General features: G+C 35.1%; 12 protein-coding genes and 1 tRNA gene. 6 read left to right on the top strand and 7 right to left on the bottom strand.

Annotated features, from left to right (window positions below; genetic code table 11):
• A complete protein-coding gene (locus E0Y80_RS13865) occupies positions 1-609 on the bottom strand; it encodes an RNA polymerase sigma factor (RefSeq protein ID WP_156308268.1) in 609 nt (202 codons plus the stop codon).
• Positions 610-809: 200 nt separating this feature from the next.
• On the opposite strand from E0Y80_RS13865, the gene E0Y80_RS13860 reads away from it, so the two are divergent.
• Both E0Y80_RS13860 and E0Y80_RS13855 read left to right on the top strand, forming a co-directional pair.
• Positions 810-1,658, top strand: a complete 849-nt coding sequence (locus tag E0Y80_RS13860; protein WP_156308267.1) for a universal stress protein — start codon at positions 810-812, stop codon at positions 1,656-1,658.
• An 11-nt stretch (positions 1,659-1,669) separates the two neighbouring features.
• On the top strand, positions 1,670-1,897 hold the full coding sequence (locus tag E0Y80_RS13855; RefSeq protein WP_197091606.1) for a hypothetical protein: 228 nt from the start codon (positions 1,670-1,672) through the stop codon (positions 1,895-1,897).
• A gap of 515 nt (positions 1,898-2,412) precedes the next feature.
• On the opposite strand, the gene E0Y80_RS13850 is transcribed toward E0Y80_RS13855, so the two are convergent.
• Positions 2,413-2,485, bottom strand: a tRNA-Thr gene (locus E0Y80_RS13850).
• 246 nt (positions 2,486-2,731) lie between these two features.
• Between E0Y80_RS13850 and clpB the strand changes: the two genes are divergently transcribed.
• A complete protein-coding gene (clpB, locus tag E0Y80_RS13845; protein ID WP_156308265.1) occupies positions 2,732-5,335 on the top strand; it encodes an ATP-dependent chaperone ClpB in 2,604 nt (867 codons plus the stop codon).
• Between the two features lie 45 nt (positions 5,336-5,380).
• On the opposite strand, the gene lysA is transcribed toward clpB, so the two are convergent.
• The 4 genes from lysA to serC all read right to left on the bottom strand — a co-directional run bounded on the left by lysA (position 5,381) and on the right by serC (position 10,000).
• Positions 5,381-6,544 carry a diaminopimelate decarboxylase gene (lysA, locus tag E0Y80_RS13840; RefSeq protein WP_197091605.1) on the bottom strand — a complete coding sequence of 388 codons (1,164 nt, stop codon included), beginning with the start codon at positions 6,542-6,544 and terminating at the stop codon, positions 5,381-5,383.
• A gap of 5 nt (positions 6,545-6,549) precedes the next feature.
• Entirely contained in the window at positions 6,550-7,863 is a 1,314-nt protein-coding gene (locus E0Y80_RS13835; RefSeq protein WP_156308264.1) for an aspartate kinase, read from the bottom strand.
• Positions 7,864-7,978: 115 nt separating this feature from the next.
• The gene (locus E0Y80_RS13830; RefSeq protein WP_156308263.1) at positions 7,979-8,926 is read right to left on the bottom strand and encodes a D-2-hydroxyacid dehydrogenase; all 948 of its coding nucleotides are present in this window, start codon (positions 8,924-8,926) and stop codon (positions 7,979-7,981) included.
• 6 nt (positions 8,927-8,932) lie between these two features.
• Positions 8,933-10,000, bottom strand: coding sequence for a 3-phosphoserine/phosphohydroxythreonine transaminase (gene serC / locus E0Y80_RS13825; RefSeq protein WP_156308262.1), 1,068 nt, complete (start codon positions 9,998-10,000; stop codon positions 8,933-8,935).
• 341 nt (positions 10,001-10,341) lie between these two features.
• On the opposite strand from serC, the gene gyrA reads away from it, so the two are divergent.
• The 3 genes from gyrA to E0Y80_RS13810 are packed head-to-tail and all read left to right on the top strand — an operon-like array spanning position 10,342 to position 15,197.
• Positions 10,342-12,906: a DNA gyrase subunit A gene (gene gyrA, locus E0Y80_RS13820; RefSeq protein WP_156308261.1), complete on the top strand. Its 2,565-nt coding sequence runs from the start codon at positions 10,342-10,344 to the stop codon at positions 12,904-12,906.
• On the top strand, positions 12,890-14,002 hold the full coding sequence (locus tag E0Y80_RS13815; protein WP_156308383.1) for a tetratricopeptide repeat protein: 1,113 nt from the start codon (positions 12,890-12,892) through the stop codon (positions 14,000-14,002). The genes gyrA and E0Y80_RS13815 overlap by 17 nt, the downstream gene beginning before the upstream one ends.
• A 19-nt stretch (positions 14,003-14,021) precedes the next feature.
• The gene (locus E0Y80_RS13810) at positions 14,022-15,197 is read left to right on the top strand and encodes a tetratricopeptide repeat protein (protein WP_156308260.1); all 1,176 of its coding nucleotides are present in this window, start codon (positions 14,022-14,024) and stop codon (positions 15,195-15,197) included.
• Between the two features lie 437 nt (positions 15,198-15,634).
• On the opposite strand, the gene E0Y80_RS13805 is transcribed toward E0Y80_RS13810, so the two are convergent.
• A complete protein-coding gene (locus E0Y80_RS13805) occupies positions 15,635-16,453 on the bottom strand; it encodes a ZIP family metal transporter (protein WP_156308259.1) in 819 nt (272 codons plus the stop codon).
• Between the last annotated feature and the right edge of the window lie 232 nt (positions 16,454-16,685).

Here is a 16,685-nt window from a genome sequence, read left to right as displayed (position 1 = left end):
TCAGGATTTTATATTTTCTATATCAATTTGACTCAAATACAATTTGCGGAGCTTTTGTTTAGCCCTTGTCAAATATGTCCTTGAGGTACTTTCAGGAATATTAAGTTCCTTCCCTATTTCTTCATGCGAAAAACCTTCAATTTCATATAAATTGAAAATTGAACGTTGAATATCCGGTAGCTGTTGTATCAAGAGTAACATATCTTCATATTCGAGATTGCTTCCATTTTCTACTGAATAATGAATCGTATCGCTACTACTTAGATCATCCAGCATATACATTTGTTTTCTAACCCTTAGAGCATCAATCGAGGTGTTTACAGCAATCCTTGCAATCCATGATTTAAATGTTTTCTCCAATACATTAGGATCATCATGCAATGAAAATGAATCAATCTTATTGAAAACCTTTACAAAACACTCATTTGAAATCTCCTCAGCCTCCATTTCATGCTTCATATAACGAATCACAATTGCCATGATATATCCATAGAATTTTTTGTAAAGAAAAGATTTACTCTTTTCAGAATTTGACATAGCACATTGCTCCAAAGCACTTCTTAAAGTCAACGGAACACTATTATTGAGATATTTTTTAAAAATTCCCACCTACGTCTTTCTCAATTTCTTCTTATTAAAAAATTATAGATGAAGCTACGCTTTATTCATATTTTTTACGTACTTAATATTCATTTAATCTATGAACGTAATAAAACAAATTCATGCTACAGTTGGTATAAAATAATGATTAAGGTCATTAATTCCTTACCTAAATATTGGTAAATTTAACAAACACAAAATTAACGACTATGAGAGCCATCTTATTTCCTACAGATTTTTCTGAAATCGCTAATAATGCATTCCTTTATGCATTACATATTGCCAAATCAATCGATGCAAAAATTTATGTTCTTTATACATATTTAGAACCTGTATTATCAGCGACGCACGGTGGGCAACCAGAACTATTAGGTGAAGTTTATCAAACAATTGAACTCAATCAATTTGAAATCTATAAAAAGAAAACGCAGAAATTACGTGATATAGCTGTGGAAAAAGGCATGCAGGATGTGGAATTGCTCTTTTTGTTCGAAGAAGGTCCTGTTGCTCCAGTTGTAAAAAATATCGTTGACCGTGAAAAAATCCATCTTGTTGTTATGGGAACCCATGGTGAATCAGGATTTCTGTCCAAACTTATTGGAACAAATACGGTTAACGTAATTAAGTCTATTCAAAATCCTGTATTGGCAGTGCCACCACATGCAGTTTACCAAGGGATAAAAAGAACAGTTTTCACAACTCTATTCCGTGATAAAGATAAACCCGCATTAAAAGAAATGTTATTAATGGCAAAGGCTGTTAATGCAAAAATCGATTGCTTACATGTTTTACATAACGATAGAGTCGCTGATGTACTCTTTCAAACGGAAGCTTGGCAAAAGGAATTTCCAGATGCTGAAATAAACTATGTATTGCTGGACGAAGTTGAATCAATAGAAAATACAATTGCGAATTATATTCTTGAAAACAATATTGATATATTAGGGGTCGTTAAAAGAAATCGAAATTTCTTTGACAGATTATTTAACAGCAGTATCAGTAATAATCTTGCATTTCATTCAAAAGTACCAATATTAGTATTTCACGAAGAAAAATAACTATGCAACAGGTGATCAAAAAATTAGAATCATTAAAACGGTTGAACGAGAAAGCTGAAAAGTTTACTGAAATAATTGATGAGAACTTTTTGCAACATGGTGTACTTTTTTTTATACCCTTAGAAAAATATGAAGTCAAGATTCTAATTCCCGCACCTCACCATAAAGCAATTCTTCAAAATGGAACTCCGACATTTAAACAGGTATTAAATCATAAAGAGGCAATGATGTTAAAATAAAAAATAGCATCTGTTCCGAAACAACCCCGCCATTAAGAAATGGCGGGGTTGTTTTTTTAAGGGCTTTTTAGAAAGCCTCTTATTGTTTTATCGGTATCCGGTTAGACCCGATTTCATTATGTATTCTAAAAAATAGTTTTGGTTTCATTCTAGTCTTGCTCGTGTTTTGCTCGTGTCTCATCCGCAGCTCATTTTGATATAATCCGGACCTCGTCCGCTTGTGAGCGGACGAGCTGTGGAAAAGGTCCAAGCAAGGTGCGGACCATTCACGACTAAAACACGAGCAAAACCAAAGTCAGACCAGTATTGTCTTATTCAGAAATAAAAAAAATCATAGACATAAAAAATTGGGAATACAGGTAGTTGTAAACCATTATTTGTAAATTAAATCATAAAATGATAAAACAATATGGAGATAAACTCAGTAGAGAAAATGATAACGTGTAAACCTTAAATAGCTATGGGTGATGAGTAATTAAATTGGGAATGATAAATCTAAGGAAAGAGTATTTTTGAGCCTCCTATCGGAATCGAACCAATGACCTACTGATTACAAGTCAGTTGCTCTACCAGCTGAGCTAAGGAGGCATTTTGCTGTAAAACGATGCAAATATGTAAACTTCACATGAATTATCCAAGGCATTTTATTCTTAATAATGTAGTCTAAACCCTAATACAATGAGCTACAAGCTATTATTTCTAAATTACAAAATAGAAACAGCCAAATTGACACTACAACACTAAATAAACATGTCATTTTAACAGTTAAATTTTAAAAAACCCAAAAGGCATTCCTTTTGTTAACTTATTATCACATTAAAAACTAACTTTAATATGAATTTTAACAACTTTACAATAAAGGCCCAAGAGGCCATACAAAAAGCTTCAGAAATTGCTTCTGGCCACCAGCAACAAGCAATTGAGCCAGCGCATATCATGAAAGCTTTACTTACAGTAGATGAAAATGTGATTGGCCATTTACTGAAAAAATTAAATGTAAACATTAGCTATCTCTCCCAGGAAGTCGATAAAATAATTGAATCGTATCTTAAGGTAAGTGGCAGCAATGTTTATTTAAGCAATAGTGCAACCGCAGTATTACAAAAAGCACAATCTTTCCTGAAAGAATTCAATGATGAATTCGTATCTATTGAACATATCCTTTTAGGATTGCTATTATCTGGAGATAAAGTCGCTACATTATTGAAAGATCAGGGGGTCACTGAAAAAGATTTAAAAACGGCTATAAAAGAATTGAGAGGGAACTCAAGAGTAACTGATCAAAATGCTGAAGCAACTTACAATGCTTTAAATAAATATGCTAGAAACTTGAATGAGTATGCAGAATCAGGAAAATTAGACCCTATCATTGGCCGAGATGAAGAGATTAGAAGAGTAATGCAGATTCTTTCTCGAAGAACAAAAAACAACCCCATACTTGTCGGTGAACCTGGTGTTGGTAAAACTGCCATTGCCGAAGGAATTGCATATAGAATAATTAAAGGTGATGCTCCTGAAAATTTAAAGACCAAAACGGTTTTCTCGTTAGACATGGGTTCCCTCGTTGCTGGAGCAAAATATAAAGGAGAATTCGAAGAAAGGTTAAAAGCAGTTGTAAAAGAAGTCTCTGATAGTGATGGAGAAATTATTCTATTTATTGATGAGATTCATACACTAGTTGGCGCCGGAGGTGGTGAGGGTGCAATGGATGCTGCAAACATACTTAAACCTGCACTTGCTCGTGGTGAGCTGAGGACAATTGGTGCAACAACATTAAATGAATATCAAAAATATTTTGAAAAAGATAAAGCTTTAGAGCGTAGGTTTCAAAAGGTAATGGTTGAAGAACCAGATACTCAAGATGCCATCTCCATTCTTCGCGGAGTGAAAGAGCGTTATGAAACTCACCATAAAGTTCGAATCTTAGATGAAGCTATTATTTCTGCGGTCGAATTATCCCAACGATATATAACAGATCGTTTCTTGCCTGATAAAGCTATCGATTTAGTTGATGAAGCTGCTTCGAAATTAAGATTGGAAATGGATTCTGTTCCTCAAGTTGTTGATGAACTAGAGCGTAGGATTATGCAGCTTGAAATTGAGCGTGAAGCAATTAAAAGAGAAAAAGACGAGAAAAAAGTTTCAGAACTTTCTGAAACAATTGCAAATCTTGCAAATGAGAGAGATTCTTTACGTGCTAAATGGCAATCGGAAAAAACACTTGTAGATCAAGTAAATCAGGAAGCTCAAAACATCGAGAATTATAAACTCGAAGCAGAACAAGCCGAACGTGCCGGAGATTACGGAAAAGTAGCGGAACTGAGGTACGGAAAAATCAAAGAAGCTCAAGACAAAGTGGACAGCTTGAAAAAAGAGCTTTCCGAAAAACAAGATAGCAGTCGAATGCTCAAAGAAGAAGTAACTTCTGAGGATATTGCCGATGTCGTGTCTAAATGGACAGGAATACCTGTCAGTAAAATGATCCAATCCGAAAGAGAAAAATTATTGAACCTAGAGGAAGAACTTCATAAAAGAGTTGCTGGTCAAGATGAAGCAATTGAAGCTATTGCAGATGCTATACGGAGGTCTAGAGCAGGATTAAGTGATGCTAAGAGACCGATAGGTTCATTTATTTTCTTAGGAACAACAGGTGTTGGTAAAACGGAACTTGCAAAAGCATTGGCAGAATATCTTTTTGATGACGAACAAGCAATGATCAGAATTGACATGTCTGAGTATCAAGAAAGACATGCTGTGTCTAGGTTAATTGGAGCGCCTCCAGGATATGTTGGTTACGATGAAGGTGGTCAGTTAACAGAAGCGGTTAGACGTAGGCCATATTCTGTAGTTCTTTTAGACGAGATTGAAAAAGCCCATCCTGATGTCTTCAATATATTATTGCAAGTATTGGATGATGGTCATTTGACTGATAATAAAGGAAGAGTGGTCAACTTTAAAAATACGATTATTATTATGACTTCGAATACAGGGTCACATATCATTCAAGAGAATTTCTCAAAATTGAATGATGATAATCGAGATGAAGTAGTCGCAAAAACAAAAGATGAAGTTTTAGATTTATTACAGAAATCAATTCGACCTGAATTCTTAAATCGAATTGATGAAGTAATTATGTTTACACCATTGTCTAGGGATGAAATTGGGGACATTGTAAGAATGCAATTCAATAGAGTTCAAAAACAATTGTCTGAACAAAATATATTTCTAACTGCTTCAGAGGAAGCTTTAGATTGGTTAGCACAATTAGGTTATGACCCTATTTATGGTGCGAGACCTCTAAAAAGGGTCATTCAAAAAAGGATTCTAAATGAACTTTCTAAGGAAATTCTTTCAGGAAAAATATCCAGAGATTCAATAATTGAACTCGATGCCTTTGATGGACAATTCGTTTTTCTAAATAAAAGTGAAGAAAAATAGATTAAAGAAAAAAGCCTGCAATTAAATTTAAATTGCAGGCTTTTTTTATATCTGATCTGAATAGACATATCTGATTTCCTCTCGGAGATTATACCTTGAAGCCATCACCTCTCCATATGCCCCTGCAGTACGGATGGCGATAAAATCACCGCGTTCTGATTCAGGAAGTGAAACTTCCTTGCCAAAACAATCTGAACTCTCACAGATTGGTCCCACTACATCATAATTCAATGATTTATCATTTTCACTTGTCCCTAATTTTTCAATCTTATGGTAAGCTTGATATAATGCCGGGCGCATTAATTCCGTCATTCCAGCATCTAATATTAAAAAGTTCTTTTTAACTCCACTCTTGGTATAGAGAACTTTACTAACTAAACTTCCGGATTGTGCAACCAATGCTCGTCCTAATTCAAAATGAACCTCTTGTTGGGCTGTTCTTTCTAAAAACTTATCAAAAACTTCAAAATAAGCTTCAAAATCAGCAAATGGGTGTGCATCAGGCTCATAATAATCAACACCTAATCCACCACCAACATTTAAAACCTTAATTGCGGTTCCTCTTTCCTCAAACCAATTCTTCCATTCATTTACCTTAACACATAAACTTTTGAAAACATTAATATCGGTAATTTGAGACCCTACATGGAAATGTAATCCTAATAATTCTAAATGCTCACATCCTCGTAAGACGGCAGCCGCCTTCTCTAACTCAGAATTTGGTACACCAAATTTATTTTCATCTAAACCTGTTGTAATATAATGATGGGTATGGGCATCAACATTTGGATTAATTCTTAATGATACTTGAGCTTTAACCCCATTTTCTTTAGCTAATTCATTAATCACCAGTAATTCTTGAATCGATTCAACATTGAAAGCAAAAATTTGATGTTTTAAAGCTAGGACAATCTCTTTATCAGACTTCCCTACCCCTGCAAATGTAATTTGACTTGCTGAAAATCCAGCCTCTATAGATTTTTGAACCTCATTACCACTTACACAATCCGCTGCAAAGCCTTTCTCCTGAATTAACCCCAAAATCCGGTCATTAAAGTTTGCCTTTAATGCATAATGAACATGAAATCCTCTTTTATCAGCTGCAGATTTTGCCTTGGACAAAGTCTCGTTCAGCAAGTCTAAATCATAGTAATAAAAAGGTGTTTCAAATCCCTTTAATTGGTTTAAGTTAATTTGATGTATGTTCATTTTTACTAAAAAATTCTATTATGTAATGATCTTAAAGCTTCTACTTTGTGTTCTGAATCTAAAAGCATGGAAACATTATAATCAGAACCTCCATAAGAAACCATTCTTAATGGGAGGTGTTTGACAGCATCTAGAACACGTGCTGCATATCCATGGGTATTCGCACCAAAATCTCCAACCACACAAATAATGGTTTGATCCTTGTCTACACTTACCTTTCCAAAATCTTCAACTTCCCTGATAATGTCTTCAAGGTTCTTTGTTTCATCAATTGTTAAGGAAACTGCAACTTCAGAAGTTGTAATCATATCAATTGGTGTTTTATAACGTTCAAAGATTTCGAAGATTTTTCTTAAAAAGCCGTATGCCAATAACATTCTAGAGGAATGGATATGAATAGCCGTGATATCATCCTTTGCCGCTACTGCACGAATTGCTCCTTTTTTTCCACCATTTTGCGAAATCAATGTACCAAATGCTTTGGGATCCATTGTATTCAATAGACGAACGGGAACATTATATCTTTGCGCAGGGAAAACACTTTGAGGATGAAGAATCTTTGCACCGAAATAAGCTAATTCTGCAGCTTCATCAAAACTCAATTCTGCAATTGGAGTCGTATTTTTAACAATCCTTGGATCATTATTATGCATCCCATCAATATCTGTCCAGATCTGAATTTCATCCGCCTGAATAGCAGCTCCAATTAATGAAGCCGTATAATCAGAACCTCCCCTTCTTAAGTTATCAATCTCACCAAACGAATTCCTACAGATATATCCTTGGGTAATAAATAAACTATTTTCAGGGTGTTCAGCTAGGATTGCCTCCAGTTTTTCTTTAATATATGGTACTATAGGTTCATTATCCTCATCGATTTTCATAAAATCCAATGCAGGTAATAACACCGATTTAACACCTTTTTCAGCAAGATAAAAATGCCATAAAGTCGTAGACATAAGCTCACCTTGTGCCAAAATAATTTTCTCCTCGGTTGGAGTAAAAAGGTCATTTGATAATGAGGCGATTAAATTAAAATGATAATCTATTAATTCCTTACCCTGCTTATATCCGATCTCTGTGCTGAAAAGGTCCTTGATTAAAGCTTCGTATTTATTCTTGTGTTCCTTGATTAATTCTTTGGCTTCATCCTTCTTACCATTTAAATATGCTTTTGAGATTTCAACCAATGCATTAGTAGTTCCAGCAACTGCTGAAAGAACAACAATTTGACGCTCTGTGGGATTAACGATATCCGTTAAACTTTGGATACGTTCAGCACTTCCTACGGATGTTCCACCGAATTTTAGAATTTTCATATCTATTATTAACTATATGTTTTTACGAGGGTGTGAATATAAGTCTTTTGAACAAAAAAAGCGGCACAAATGCAAATAAAAGCTTTTGTGCCGCATATATTATAATGCGGAAGAATTACTTCTTCAGATTTTCAATCAATAATTGAGCTAATTCCTCTCCTATTCTTTCCTGAGCTTCATTCGTTGCAGCTCCAATATGTGGCGTTAAGGATATTTTAGGATGTTTCAAAATTTCAACTCTTGGAGTCGGTTCATCATCAAAAACATCCAAACCAGCAAATGACACTTTACCCGAATTTAAAGCTTCTACTAAAGCTAATTCATCGATCACTCCTCCACGGGATGCATTAACTAGACCTACGCCATCTTTCAATAATGAAAACTCTTCTTTACCGATAACTGGCTTGTCCGTAAATGGAACATGTAATGAAATAAAATCTGATTCTCTGAAAATTGTTTCAATATCCACTTGTTCCACAGGTACATTGACAGATACTCCGCCAGCAAAATTCAAGCTCAATGAATTAGGACCTTCGAATAAATCAGAATAAATAACAGTCATACCAAGACCTAACCCAATCTTTGCAGTTTCACGTCCTATACGTCCAAAACCAACAACACCTAAAACTTTTCCTTGAAGTTCAGAACCTGCAGCATAAGCTTTCTTAAGACCCGCAAATTTGCTATCTCCCTCAACTGGCATTTTACGGTTAGAATCATATAAAAATCTAACACCATTCAACAAGTGAGCGAAAACTAACTCGGCAACAGAATGCGATGAAGCAGCTGGAGTATTAACTACAGCAATTCCTTTTGACCTCGCATAATCCACATCAATGTTATCCATTCCAACACCACCGCGACCAATAACTTTGATATTAGGACAAACATCAATCAATGGTTGACGAAGTTTCGTTGCACTACGAACCGTAACAGCATCGTATTCATTTAATCTATGAACTAATTCATCTTGAGGAATGTGGTTTGTATCAACTACAAAACCAGCATCTTCCAATATTTTTTTTCCGATTGGGTCAATCCCATCGTTTGCTAAAATCTTCATAACGTCTTATTTCTTTCCTTCTTCAAATTCTCTCATTGTGTCAACTAACGCATTAATAGAAGAAATGGTCAATGCGTTGTAAATGGAAGCTCTAAAACCTCCTACTGATCTATGTCCCTTTATTCCAATTAAATTACGCTCTTTTGCTAAAGCTAAAAATTCAGCTTCCAATTCTGGTGTATCCATCACAAAAGTAACATTCATTCTTGAACGATCCTCTAAAGCAGCAGTGCCTTTAAAGAATGGATTACGATCGATTTCATCGTATAAAGTGCGTGCTTTAATTATATTCTCCTGTTCAATAACATCAATTCCTCCTTTAGCTTTTAACCAGCGAAGGTTTAACATAGAAACATAAATTGAAAAAACTGGAGGTGTATTGTACATAGAACCAGCTTTGGCATGTGCTTCGTAATCAAAAATAGTAGGAATCGTACGGCCAGACTTCCCAAATAGTTCATCTTTAATAATGACTAAGGTTACTCCAGCTGGACCCATATTTTTTTGAGCACCTGCATAAATTAAATCAAATTCCGAAATATTAAGAGTTCTACTTAAAATATCAGAAGACATATCAACTACCGTAGGAACAGCAGTTTTTGGTTTGTCAAAAACCTCAGTACCGTAAATAGTATTATTCGATGTGTAATGGAAATAAGCTGAATCTGTAGGAATAACAAAATCCTTTGGAATATAATTGTAGTTCTTATCACTAGAACTAGCAACAATATCTACTTGACCTATTTTCTTCGCTTCTTTAGCAGCTTTGGTTGCCCATACTCCTGTATCTAAATAGGAAGCTTTTCCATTTTCAGGAAGTAAGTTCATTGGAACCATTGCAAACTGTTGGCTCGCCCCACCTTGAAGAAATAAAATTGAATAGCCCGTAGGAACATTTAATAATTCGCGAACTAAACTTTCAGTCTCATTTACTACTTCTTCAAATTCCTTGGAACGGTGCGAAATCTCCAAAATAGATAATCCTGTACCATTAAAATCAATTACCGCTTTTGAAGCTTCTTCAAAAACCTCCTTTGGTAAAATACATGGGCCTGCACCGAAATTATGTTTCATTACACTGTTTTAAAATGTTATAAATTAATAGGTTAACGTTTAATCAAACGTTTGACCTAATTTTGAATGCCCAAAGGTAAAATTTTTTTGAAAATTTTTAAAACAAAATCCATATTTGTTTAAAATATCTTAAATTAAAAAGACATTTAATACCATATTTTTATTCTGCTTTAAAAGTTGTTTATACAACATTCCTATTAAAAAATATCAACAAACTGCACTTATTGTTGATATCTTTAATCCTGAAATTCGTACCAAAACAGTAAAAATTTATGTATCTTCGCCTGTTACGTGTCTTTTATAGAACGAACAAATATTATATTGATTGAAACCAAAATATAATGGCTGAAGAAACAGAAAACGAAAACAATTTAGTTCCTGCTGAAAACAGGATTATCCCCATCAATATCGAAGACCAAATGAAAGCGGCGTACATCGATTATTCGATGTCCGTGATTGTGTCTCGAGCTCTTCCAGATGCTCGCGATGGTCTTAAACCTGTACATAGACGTGTTTTGTACGGTATGTTGGACTTAGGGGTAACGAGTGGTAAACCATATAAAAAATCCGCTCGTATTGTTGGAGATGTACTCGGTAAGTATCACCCACATGGTGATTCATCGGTATATGACACCATGGTTCGTATGGCTCAAAACTGGTCCTTACGTTATCCATTAGTTGATGGACAAGGTAACTATGGTTCAATTGACGGTGACCCTCCTGCAGCAATGCGTTATACTGAGGCTAGATTGAGAAAAATCGCCGAAGAAATGTTGGCGGACATCAATAAAGATACTGTTGACTTTCAGTTAAACTTTGATGACTCCCTGGAAGAACCAACTGTATTACCAACCCGTATTCCGAACCTTTTAGTGAATGGTACTTCTGGTATTGCAGTAGGTATGGCAACCAATATGGCTCCACATAACTTAACTGAAGTAATCGATGGAACTATTGCCTATATTGATAATAGAGATATTGAAATATCTGAATTAATGACTTTCGTTAAAGCCCCTGACTTCCCTACTGGAGGATTAATTTATGGGTATCATGGAGTTAAGGAAGCTTTTGAAACAGGTAGAGGACGTATCGTTATGCGTGCTAAAGCTGAAATCGAAACAACGAAATCAGGAAAAGAAGTCATTATCGTAACTGAAATTCCATATCAAGTAAACAAGTCGGACATGATCAAAAGAACTGCCGATCTTGTTCAAGAAAAGAAAATTGAAGGTATTTCAGAAATCAGGGATGAATCTTCTAAAGACATTCGTATAGTATATGAAATTAAAAGAGATGCCAATGCGAATGTTGTACTAAACAATTTATATAAACATACTGCACTTCAAACATCATTCTCTGTCAATAATATTGCTCTAGTCAAAGGTAGACCACAAATGATGAACTTAAAGGATATGATCCATGAGTTCGTTGAGCATAGACATGATGTTGTAATCCGAAGAACAAAATTCGAATTAGCAGAGGCTGAAAAAAGAGCTCATATTCTTGAAGGTTATTTAATTGCATTAGACCATTTAGATGAGGTAATCCAATTAATCCGTAACTCGGATACACCTGAGGATGCCCGAGTAGGTTTGATGGAAAGATTTGGACTTACCGATATCCAAGCAAGAGCAATTCTAGATATGACCCTAAGAAGGTTAACAGGTCTAGAACGTGACAAAATTAAAGAAGAGTATGCTGAATTAATGAAAACTATCGATTACTTAAAAGAAATCCTAGCTGATGAATCGCTCCGATTCAAAATCATTAAGGATGAGCTTATCGAAGTAAAAGAAAAATACGGCGACGAAAGACGCTCTCAAATCGTTCACTCGGCTGAAGATCTTCGAATGGAAGATTTTATCGATGATGAGGAAGTGGTTATCACAATATCTCATAACAGCTACGTTAAACGTACTCCATTAACTGAATATCGTGTTCAAGGTCGTGGTGGTAAAGGCGCAATTGGCTCTACTACCCGTGATGAAGACTTTACAGAACATATTATTACAGCGTCAGCCCATAACTACCTATTGTTATTTACTGAAGCTGGACGTTGTTTCTGGCTAAGGGCATTTGAAATCCCTGAAGGAAGCCGTACTTCAAAAGGTCGTGCACTTCAAAATATCATCAACATCCCTAAGGATGAAAAAATAAAGGCATATATCAAGGTTACAAATCTGAAGGATCAAGAATACCTTGAGAACAACTTTATTATTATGTGTACCAAGAAAGGTACTATTAAGAAAACATCTTTAGAAGCCTATTCTAGACCAAGAGCGAATGGTATAAATGCCATTAATATCAATGAAGGTGATCAATTACTAGAAGCTACATTGACGAATGGTACAAGTGAAATTGTAATGGCATTGAAATCAGGTCGTGCGATTAGATTTAATGAATCCACAGTAAGACCAATGGGTAGAACAGCAACTGGAGTTCGCGGAATCACGCTTGCAGGTGAAAAGGACGAGGTTGTTGGCATGATTAGTGTTAATAATCAAGAAACAACTGTTTTGGTAGTTTCTGAGAAAGGTTACGGAAAACGTACTGATATTGATGATTACCGAATCACAAACCGTGGTGGTAAAGGTGTAAAAACCATTAACGTGACGGATAAAACTGGTGAATTGGTTGCAATTAAGGGCGTTACTGATGAAAATGATTTAATGATCATCAATAAATCAGGTATTGTAATCAGAATTGGTGTCGAGAGCTTAAGAGTGATGGGTCGTGCTACACAAGGTGTGAAATTAATCACATTAAAAGAGACCGACGAAATCGCTTCAGTTACTAAAGTTGATAGACAAGAGGAAGAAGAAGAATTAGAAGTTGAAGGAACTGAAGGATTAGACAACCCAACAGAAAATGATTCAGCTAACAACGATAATGAAGAACAAGAATAAATTTATTTCAGGTGCTTTTGGGGCATTGTTAATCTTGGGTGCTAATAATGCATTTGCCCAATCTGCTTATAAAGAAGCGGGTAATGCATTTGCATTATATACGCAGAATGGTGATATCAAAAATCTAGATAATGCTAGAAAACAAATTGATAACATCTATAAAACAAAGCGTGACTCCTCAAAAACTAAAGTAAATGTCCTTAGAGGGATGATTCTAAGCTCTTTAGCATATGCTGATTCAACAAGGACTATTAAATTAAATGCAGATCCTATTGACTTAACTTATCAAACTCTAAACAAGATTGATAAGAAAGATTATGATGGTTATGCTGGAGAAATCAGTTATATCAATCAGAACCTTGCTGCTGCTTTAATTTATCGTGCGAATAAATTCTTAGAAAACAAAAAGTTTGATGAAGCATTTGCAGACTTTAGTAAAGTTGATGCATTAGATGCTAAAAGTGGTGATGTTACTTATAATCTTGCCCTATTAGCGACTAAGGCTGGTAAACTTGATGAAGCTGTAAAATATTATGGTAAAATTCACGAAGCTGGAAATATGACGGCTGCCCAATTCCTTGAATTGGCAAACCTTTATGATCAGCAAACTGAGAAACAAAAGGCACTGACAACTCTTGAGGAAGGAAGGACTAAATATCCAGATGATAAATCCCTTCTATTTTCATTGATTGACAAATATGCAAAAAGTAATGCCTTCGATGCGATAGTTCCAATTATTGAACAGGCAATAAAATTAGAGCCTGAAAATATTGAACTAAATTATCTAGCTGGTTATTCAAATGAGAATGCAAATAATTTGGAAATTGCAAAAACATATTATCAAAAAGTATTGGAATTAGATCCCAATAATTATGAGTCTAATCTAGCACTTGGTTTGATTAATTTAAATGCATTTCTGAAAGATTTGGATAATCAAGAATCTCAATATGATGCACAGAATTATTTGTTAAAAGCGAATGAAATTAAGCCTTATGAAATTAATGCATTAAAATCATTAGCCTTATTTTATCAGAAAACTGGGGATGACACACAATTGGATCGTGTAAATCTACTACTGAATCAACTCACAAATTAAACACAAACAATAAATAGATATGAATTTTAAAAAATCGATATTATTTGTAGGATTGCTTTTTGCAACAGGATCCACTGCATTATTTGCACAATCGGGGAATGTAAAAAAAGCAAAAGCAGCCATTGTAAAATTTGAAGAACTTAAAGGTGCAGGTTCTGCCGAATTAGGAAAATCAAACCTTACAGCTGCCAAAGAAGCAATAGATGCTGCTGTGGTACATGAAAAAACAAAGGATGATCCTGAAGCTTGGACATATTATGCATTGGTATATTCTAATTTAGCATCTCTTGATAAAAATGCTGAAGATGCTGTAAAAGCACAAGATGGTATCAAAAAAGCTACTGAATTAGATGCAGATAAAAAGCATGCAGAAAACATCAAAGTTGCTGGTCAAACATTAGGGCAGTTCAAATTTAATCAAGGGGTAGCTGCTTGGGATAAACAAGATTATAAAACAGCTTATACTGATTTCTCTGATGCTTTGGTTTATCTTCCTGGTGATACGACGCTTACCTTCTATTCAGGACTTGCTGCTGTTCAAAATAAGGAATTTGATAAAGCTATTGAAAAATATAAGGAATTGGTGCCAATCAAGGAATACTCTAGCCATAAAACAATTATGGTAGATCTTCCTAAGCTTTATCTTTCTAAACAAGATACTGCTGCTGCTATAGAAGCTGCTGCTGCAGCGGTTGCCGCTTATCCTAATGATAACGATGCGGTAGTTCAAAATATTGAATTGAACTTGATCACGGGTAATGAGGCTAAAATCATTTCTGATATCGAAGCGCAATTAGCTAAAGACCCTCAGAACAAAAGTCTTCATTATTATTTAGGATTAGCAAATGGTGCTGCTAATAATCCTGAGAAGGCTTTAGCTTCTTACCAAAAAGCATTAGAAATTGACCCAAATTACTTAGAAGCGAATACCAACGCGGCTGTTGTAATTATGAATGGTGGTCGTGAAGAATTAATGAAACTTAACGAAGACAAGTCTGTTCCTGCTTCTGACTACAACAAAAAAGTTGAAGAAATCAAAGGAAAAATTGCTAGAGCAGTTCCTTATCTTGAGAAAGCTGTAGAGTTGGACCCTAAAAACGTTGATGCACTAAGAAATCTTAAAAATTATTATGATTTCATGAACGACGAAGCTAAGTCTGCTGAATTACAAGCTAAAATTGAAGCTTTAAACTAAAAAAAATAATAGTACAAAAAAGCCGACTAAATATTTAGTCGGCTTTTTTTATGTCTCCTATCTCCTTCTTAAAAATAGTTTCCTCATCTTGCAATAAGGAATGACAGGCATATGGTGGGTAACAGGGCCATATTAAAAAGAGGCGTCTGTCATTCCCGAGCTAAAGCTCGGGAAACCATTTAATCGTTAACTTAAAATATGTCACACCTACGGCGTTGAATTCTTTGGTGTAAATTATATTTCTATAGACATTGCATCCCTACGGGATTCATTGAATATTACATCCCTCCGGGATTTGACAAATATATTATCCCGATGGGATTTAAATTTTTTGTACAATGAACATTAGACAACTGTCTCGGCTCTAATGTCTTATGTCTTTTGTCTAATGTCTTTGTCTAATGTCTTATGTCTTTTGTCTTATGTCTATTGTAACCCTACCCCAAAGCAACATCCAATACCATCATTACGACAAATCCCAATACAAAACCTAAGATTGGGATATCTGAATGTTCTTCTTGTTGAGTTTCGGGAATTACCTCTTCAATAACAACAAAAAGCATTGCTCCTGCAGCGAAGGATAATGCATAAGGAAGAATTGGCATAAAAAATCCTACAGCAAAAGCTCCTAAAACAGCAAAAATGGGTTCTACTATTGCCGACAACTGTCCGTACTGAAAACTTTTCCATCGCGATAACCCCATCCTTCTTAATGGCATAGATACAGCAATTCCTTCTGGAAAGTTTTGCAAGCCAATACCCATAGCCAATAAAACTGCACCTGTAATGCTTGCTTCAGGAATACCCGATGCGGCACCTCCAAATAAGACACCCACTGCCAGACCTTCAGGAATATTGTGTAATGCTATAGCTATCGTCAATAATGTAGTTCTACGCAAAGAGGATTTTGGACCTTCAGTTTTTAGAAAGTTCAGGTGTAAATGGGGCATTAATTTGTCTAATCCAAAAATAAATAATGCGCCCAATACAAATCCAATAGCTGAAGGCATAACTTTCTTAAAGCCTTCCCCAGCACTCATTTCAATTGCCGGTGCCAATAAGGACCAAAAACTTGCTGCTATCATAACCCCACCGGTAAACCCTAACATCCCATTCAGCAAGCGTTTATTAACTCCTTTAAAAAGGAAAACACTGGAAGCACCTAATGCAGTGACACCCCAAGTAAATAATCCAGCAAATAATGCCGCGACAATTGCATTTTGCCTCCCTAAAAAAGCTACTAATTCATCAATCATTTGTTCGGTCCAAAATAAATTTTCTGAAAATAGGTATTCTTTACAAGAAAATTATAAATTTTTCTGCCTTTTACTATTTAAAAAGTGTTTAAAAATAAAAAAGGCCGTGAAAATCTAGTCATGGTCGGAAGAAATTCCGACCATTTTTTATGTTTTAAAAACTTTACCTGGGTCGCCTCCTGCAAATATGATTAGAATAGCAGTTATCATATCCCGGAGCTCCATGGCTATT

The organism is Sphingobacterium endophyticum, from assembly GCF_009733535.1.
GTDB lineage: Bacteria > Bacteroidota > Bacteroidia > Sphingobacteriales > Sphingobacteriaceae > Sphingobacterium > Sphingobacterium endophyticum.
Note: the sequence above shows the minus strand (reverse complement) of the source record. Positions and strands in the feature narration are given on the sequence as shown.

Excerpts from the sequence above, each read along its gene's own strand:
- E0Y80_RS13860 (WP_156308267.1), top strand. The coding sequence starts at position 810 with ATGAGAGCCATCTTATTTCCTACAGATTTTTCTGAAATCGCTAATAAT.
- clpB (WP_156308265.1), top strand. The coding sequence starts at position 2,732 with ATGAATTTTAACAACTTTACAATAAAGGCCCAAGAGGCCATACAAAAA.
- lysA (WP_197091605.1), bottom strand. The coding sequence starts at position 6,544 with ATGAACATACATCAAATTAACTTAAACCAATTAAAGGGATTTGAAACA.
- E0Y80_RS13835 (WP_156308264.1), bottom strand. The coding sequence starts at position 7,863 with ATGAAAATTCTAAAATTCGGTGGAACATCCGTAGGAAGTGCTGAACGT.
- E0Y80_RS13830 (WP_156308263.1), bottom strand. The coding sequence starts at position 8,926 with ATGAAGATTTTAGCAAACGATGGGATTGACCCAATCGGAAAAAAAATA.
- serC (WP_156308262.1), bottom strand. The coding sequence starts at position 10,000 with ATGAAACATAATTTCGGTGCAGGCCCATGTATTTTACCAAAGGAGGTT.
- gyrA (WP_156308261.1), top strand. The coding sequence starts at position 10,342 with ATGGCTGAAGAAACAGAAAACGAAAACAATTTAGTTCCTGCTGAAAAC.
- E0Y80_RS13815 (WP_156308383.1), top strand. The coding sequence starts at position 12,890 with ATGAAGAACAAGAATAAATTTATTTCAGGTGCTTTTGGGGCATTGTTA.
- E0Y80_RS13810 (WP_156308260.1), top strand. The coding sequence starts at position 14,022 with ATGAATTTTAAAAAATCGATATTATTTGTAGGATTGCTTTTTGCAACA.
- E0Y80_RS13805 (WP_156308259.1), bottom strand. The coding sequence starts at position 16,453 with ATGATTGATGAATTAGTAGCTTTTTTAGGGAGGCAAAATGCAATTGTC.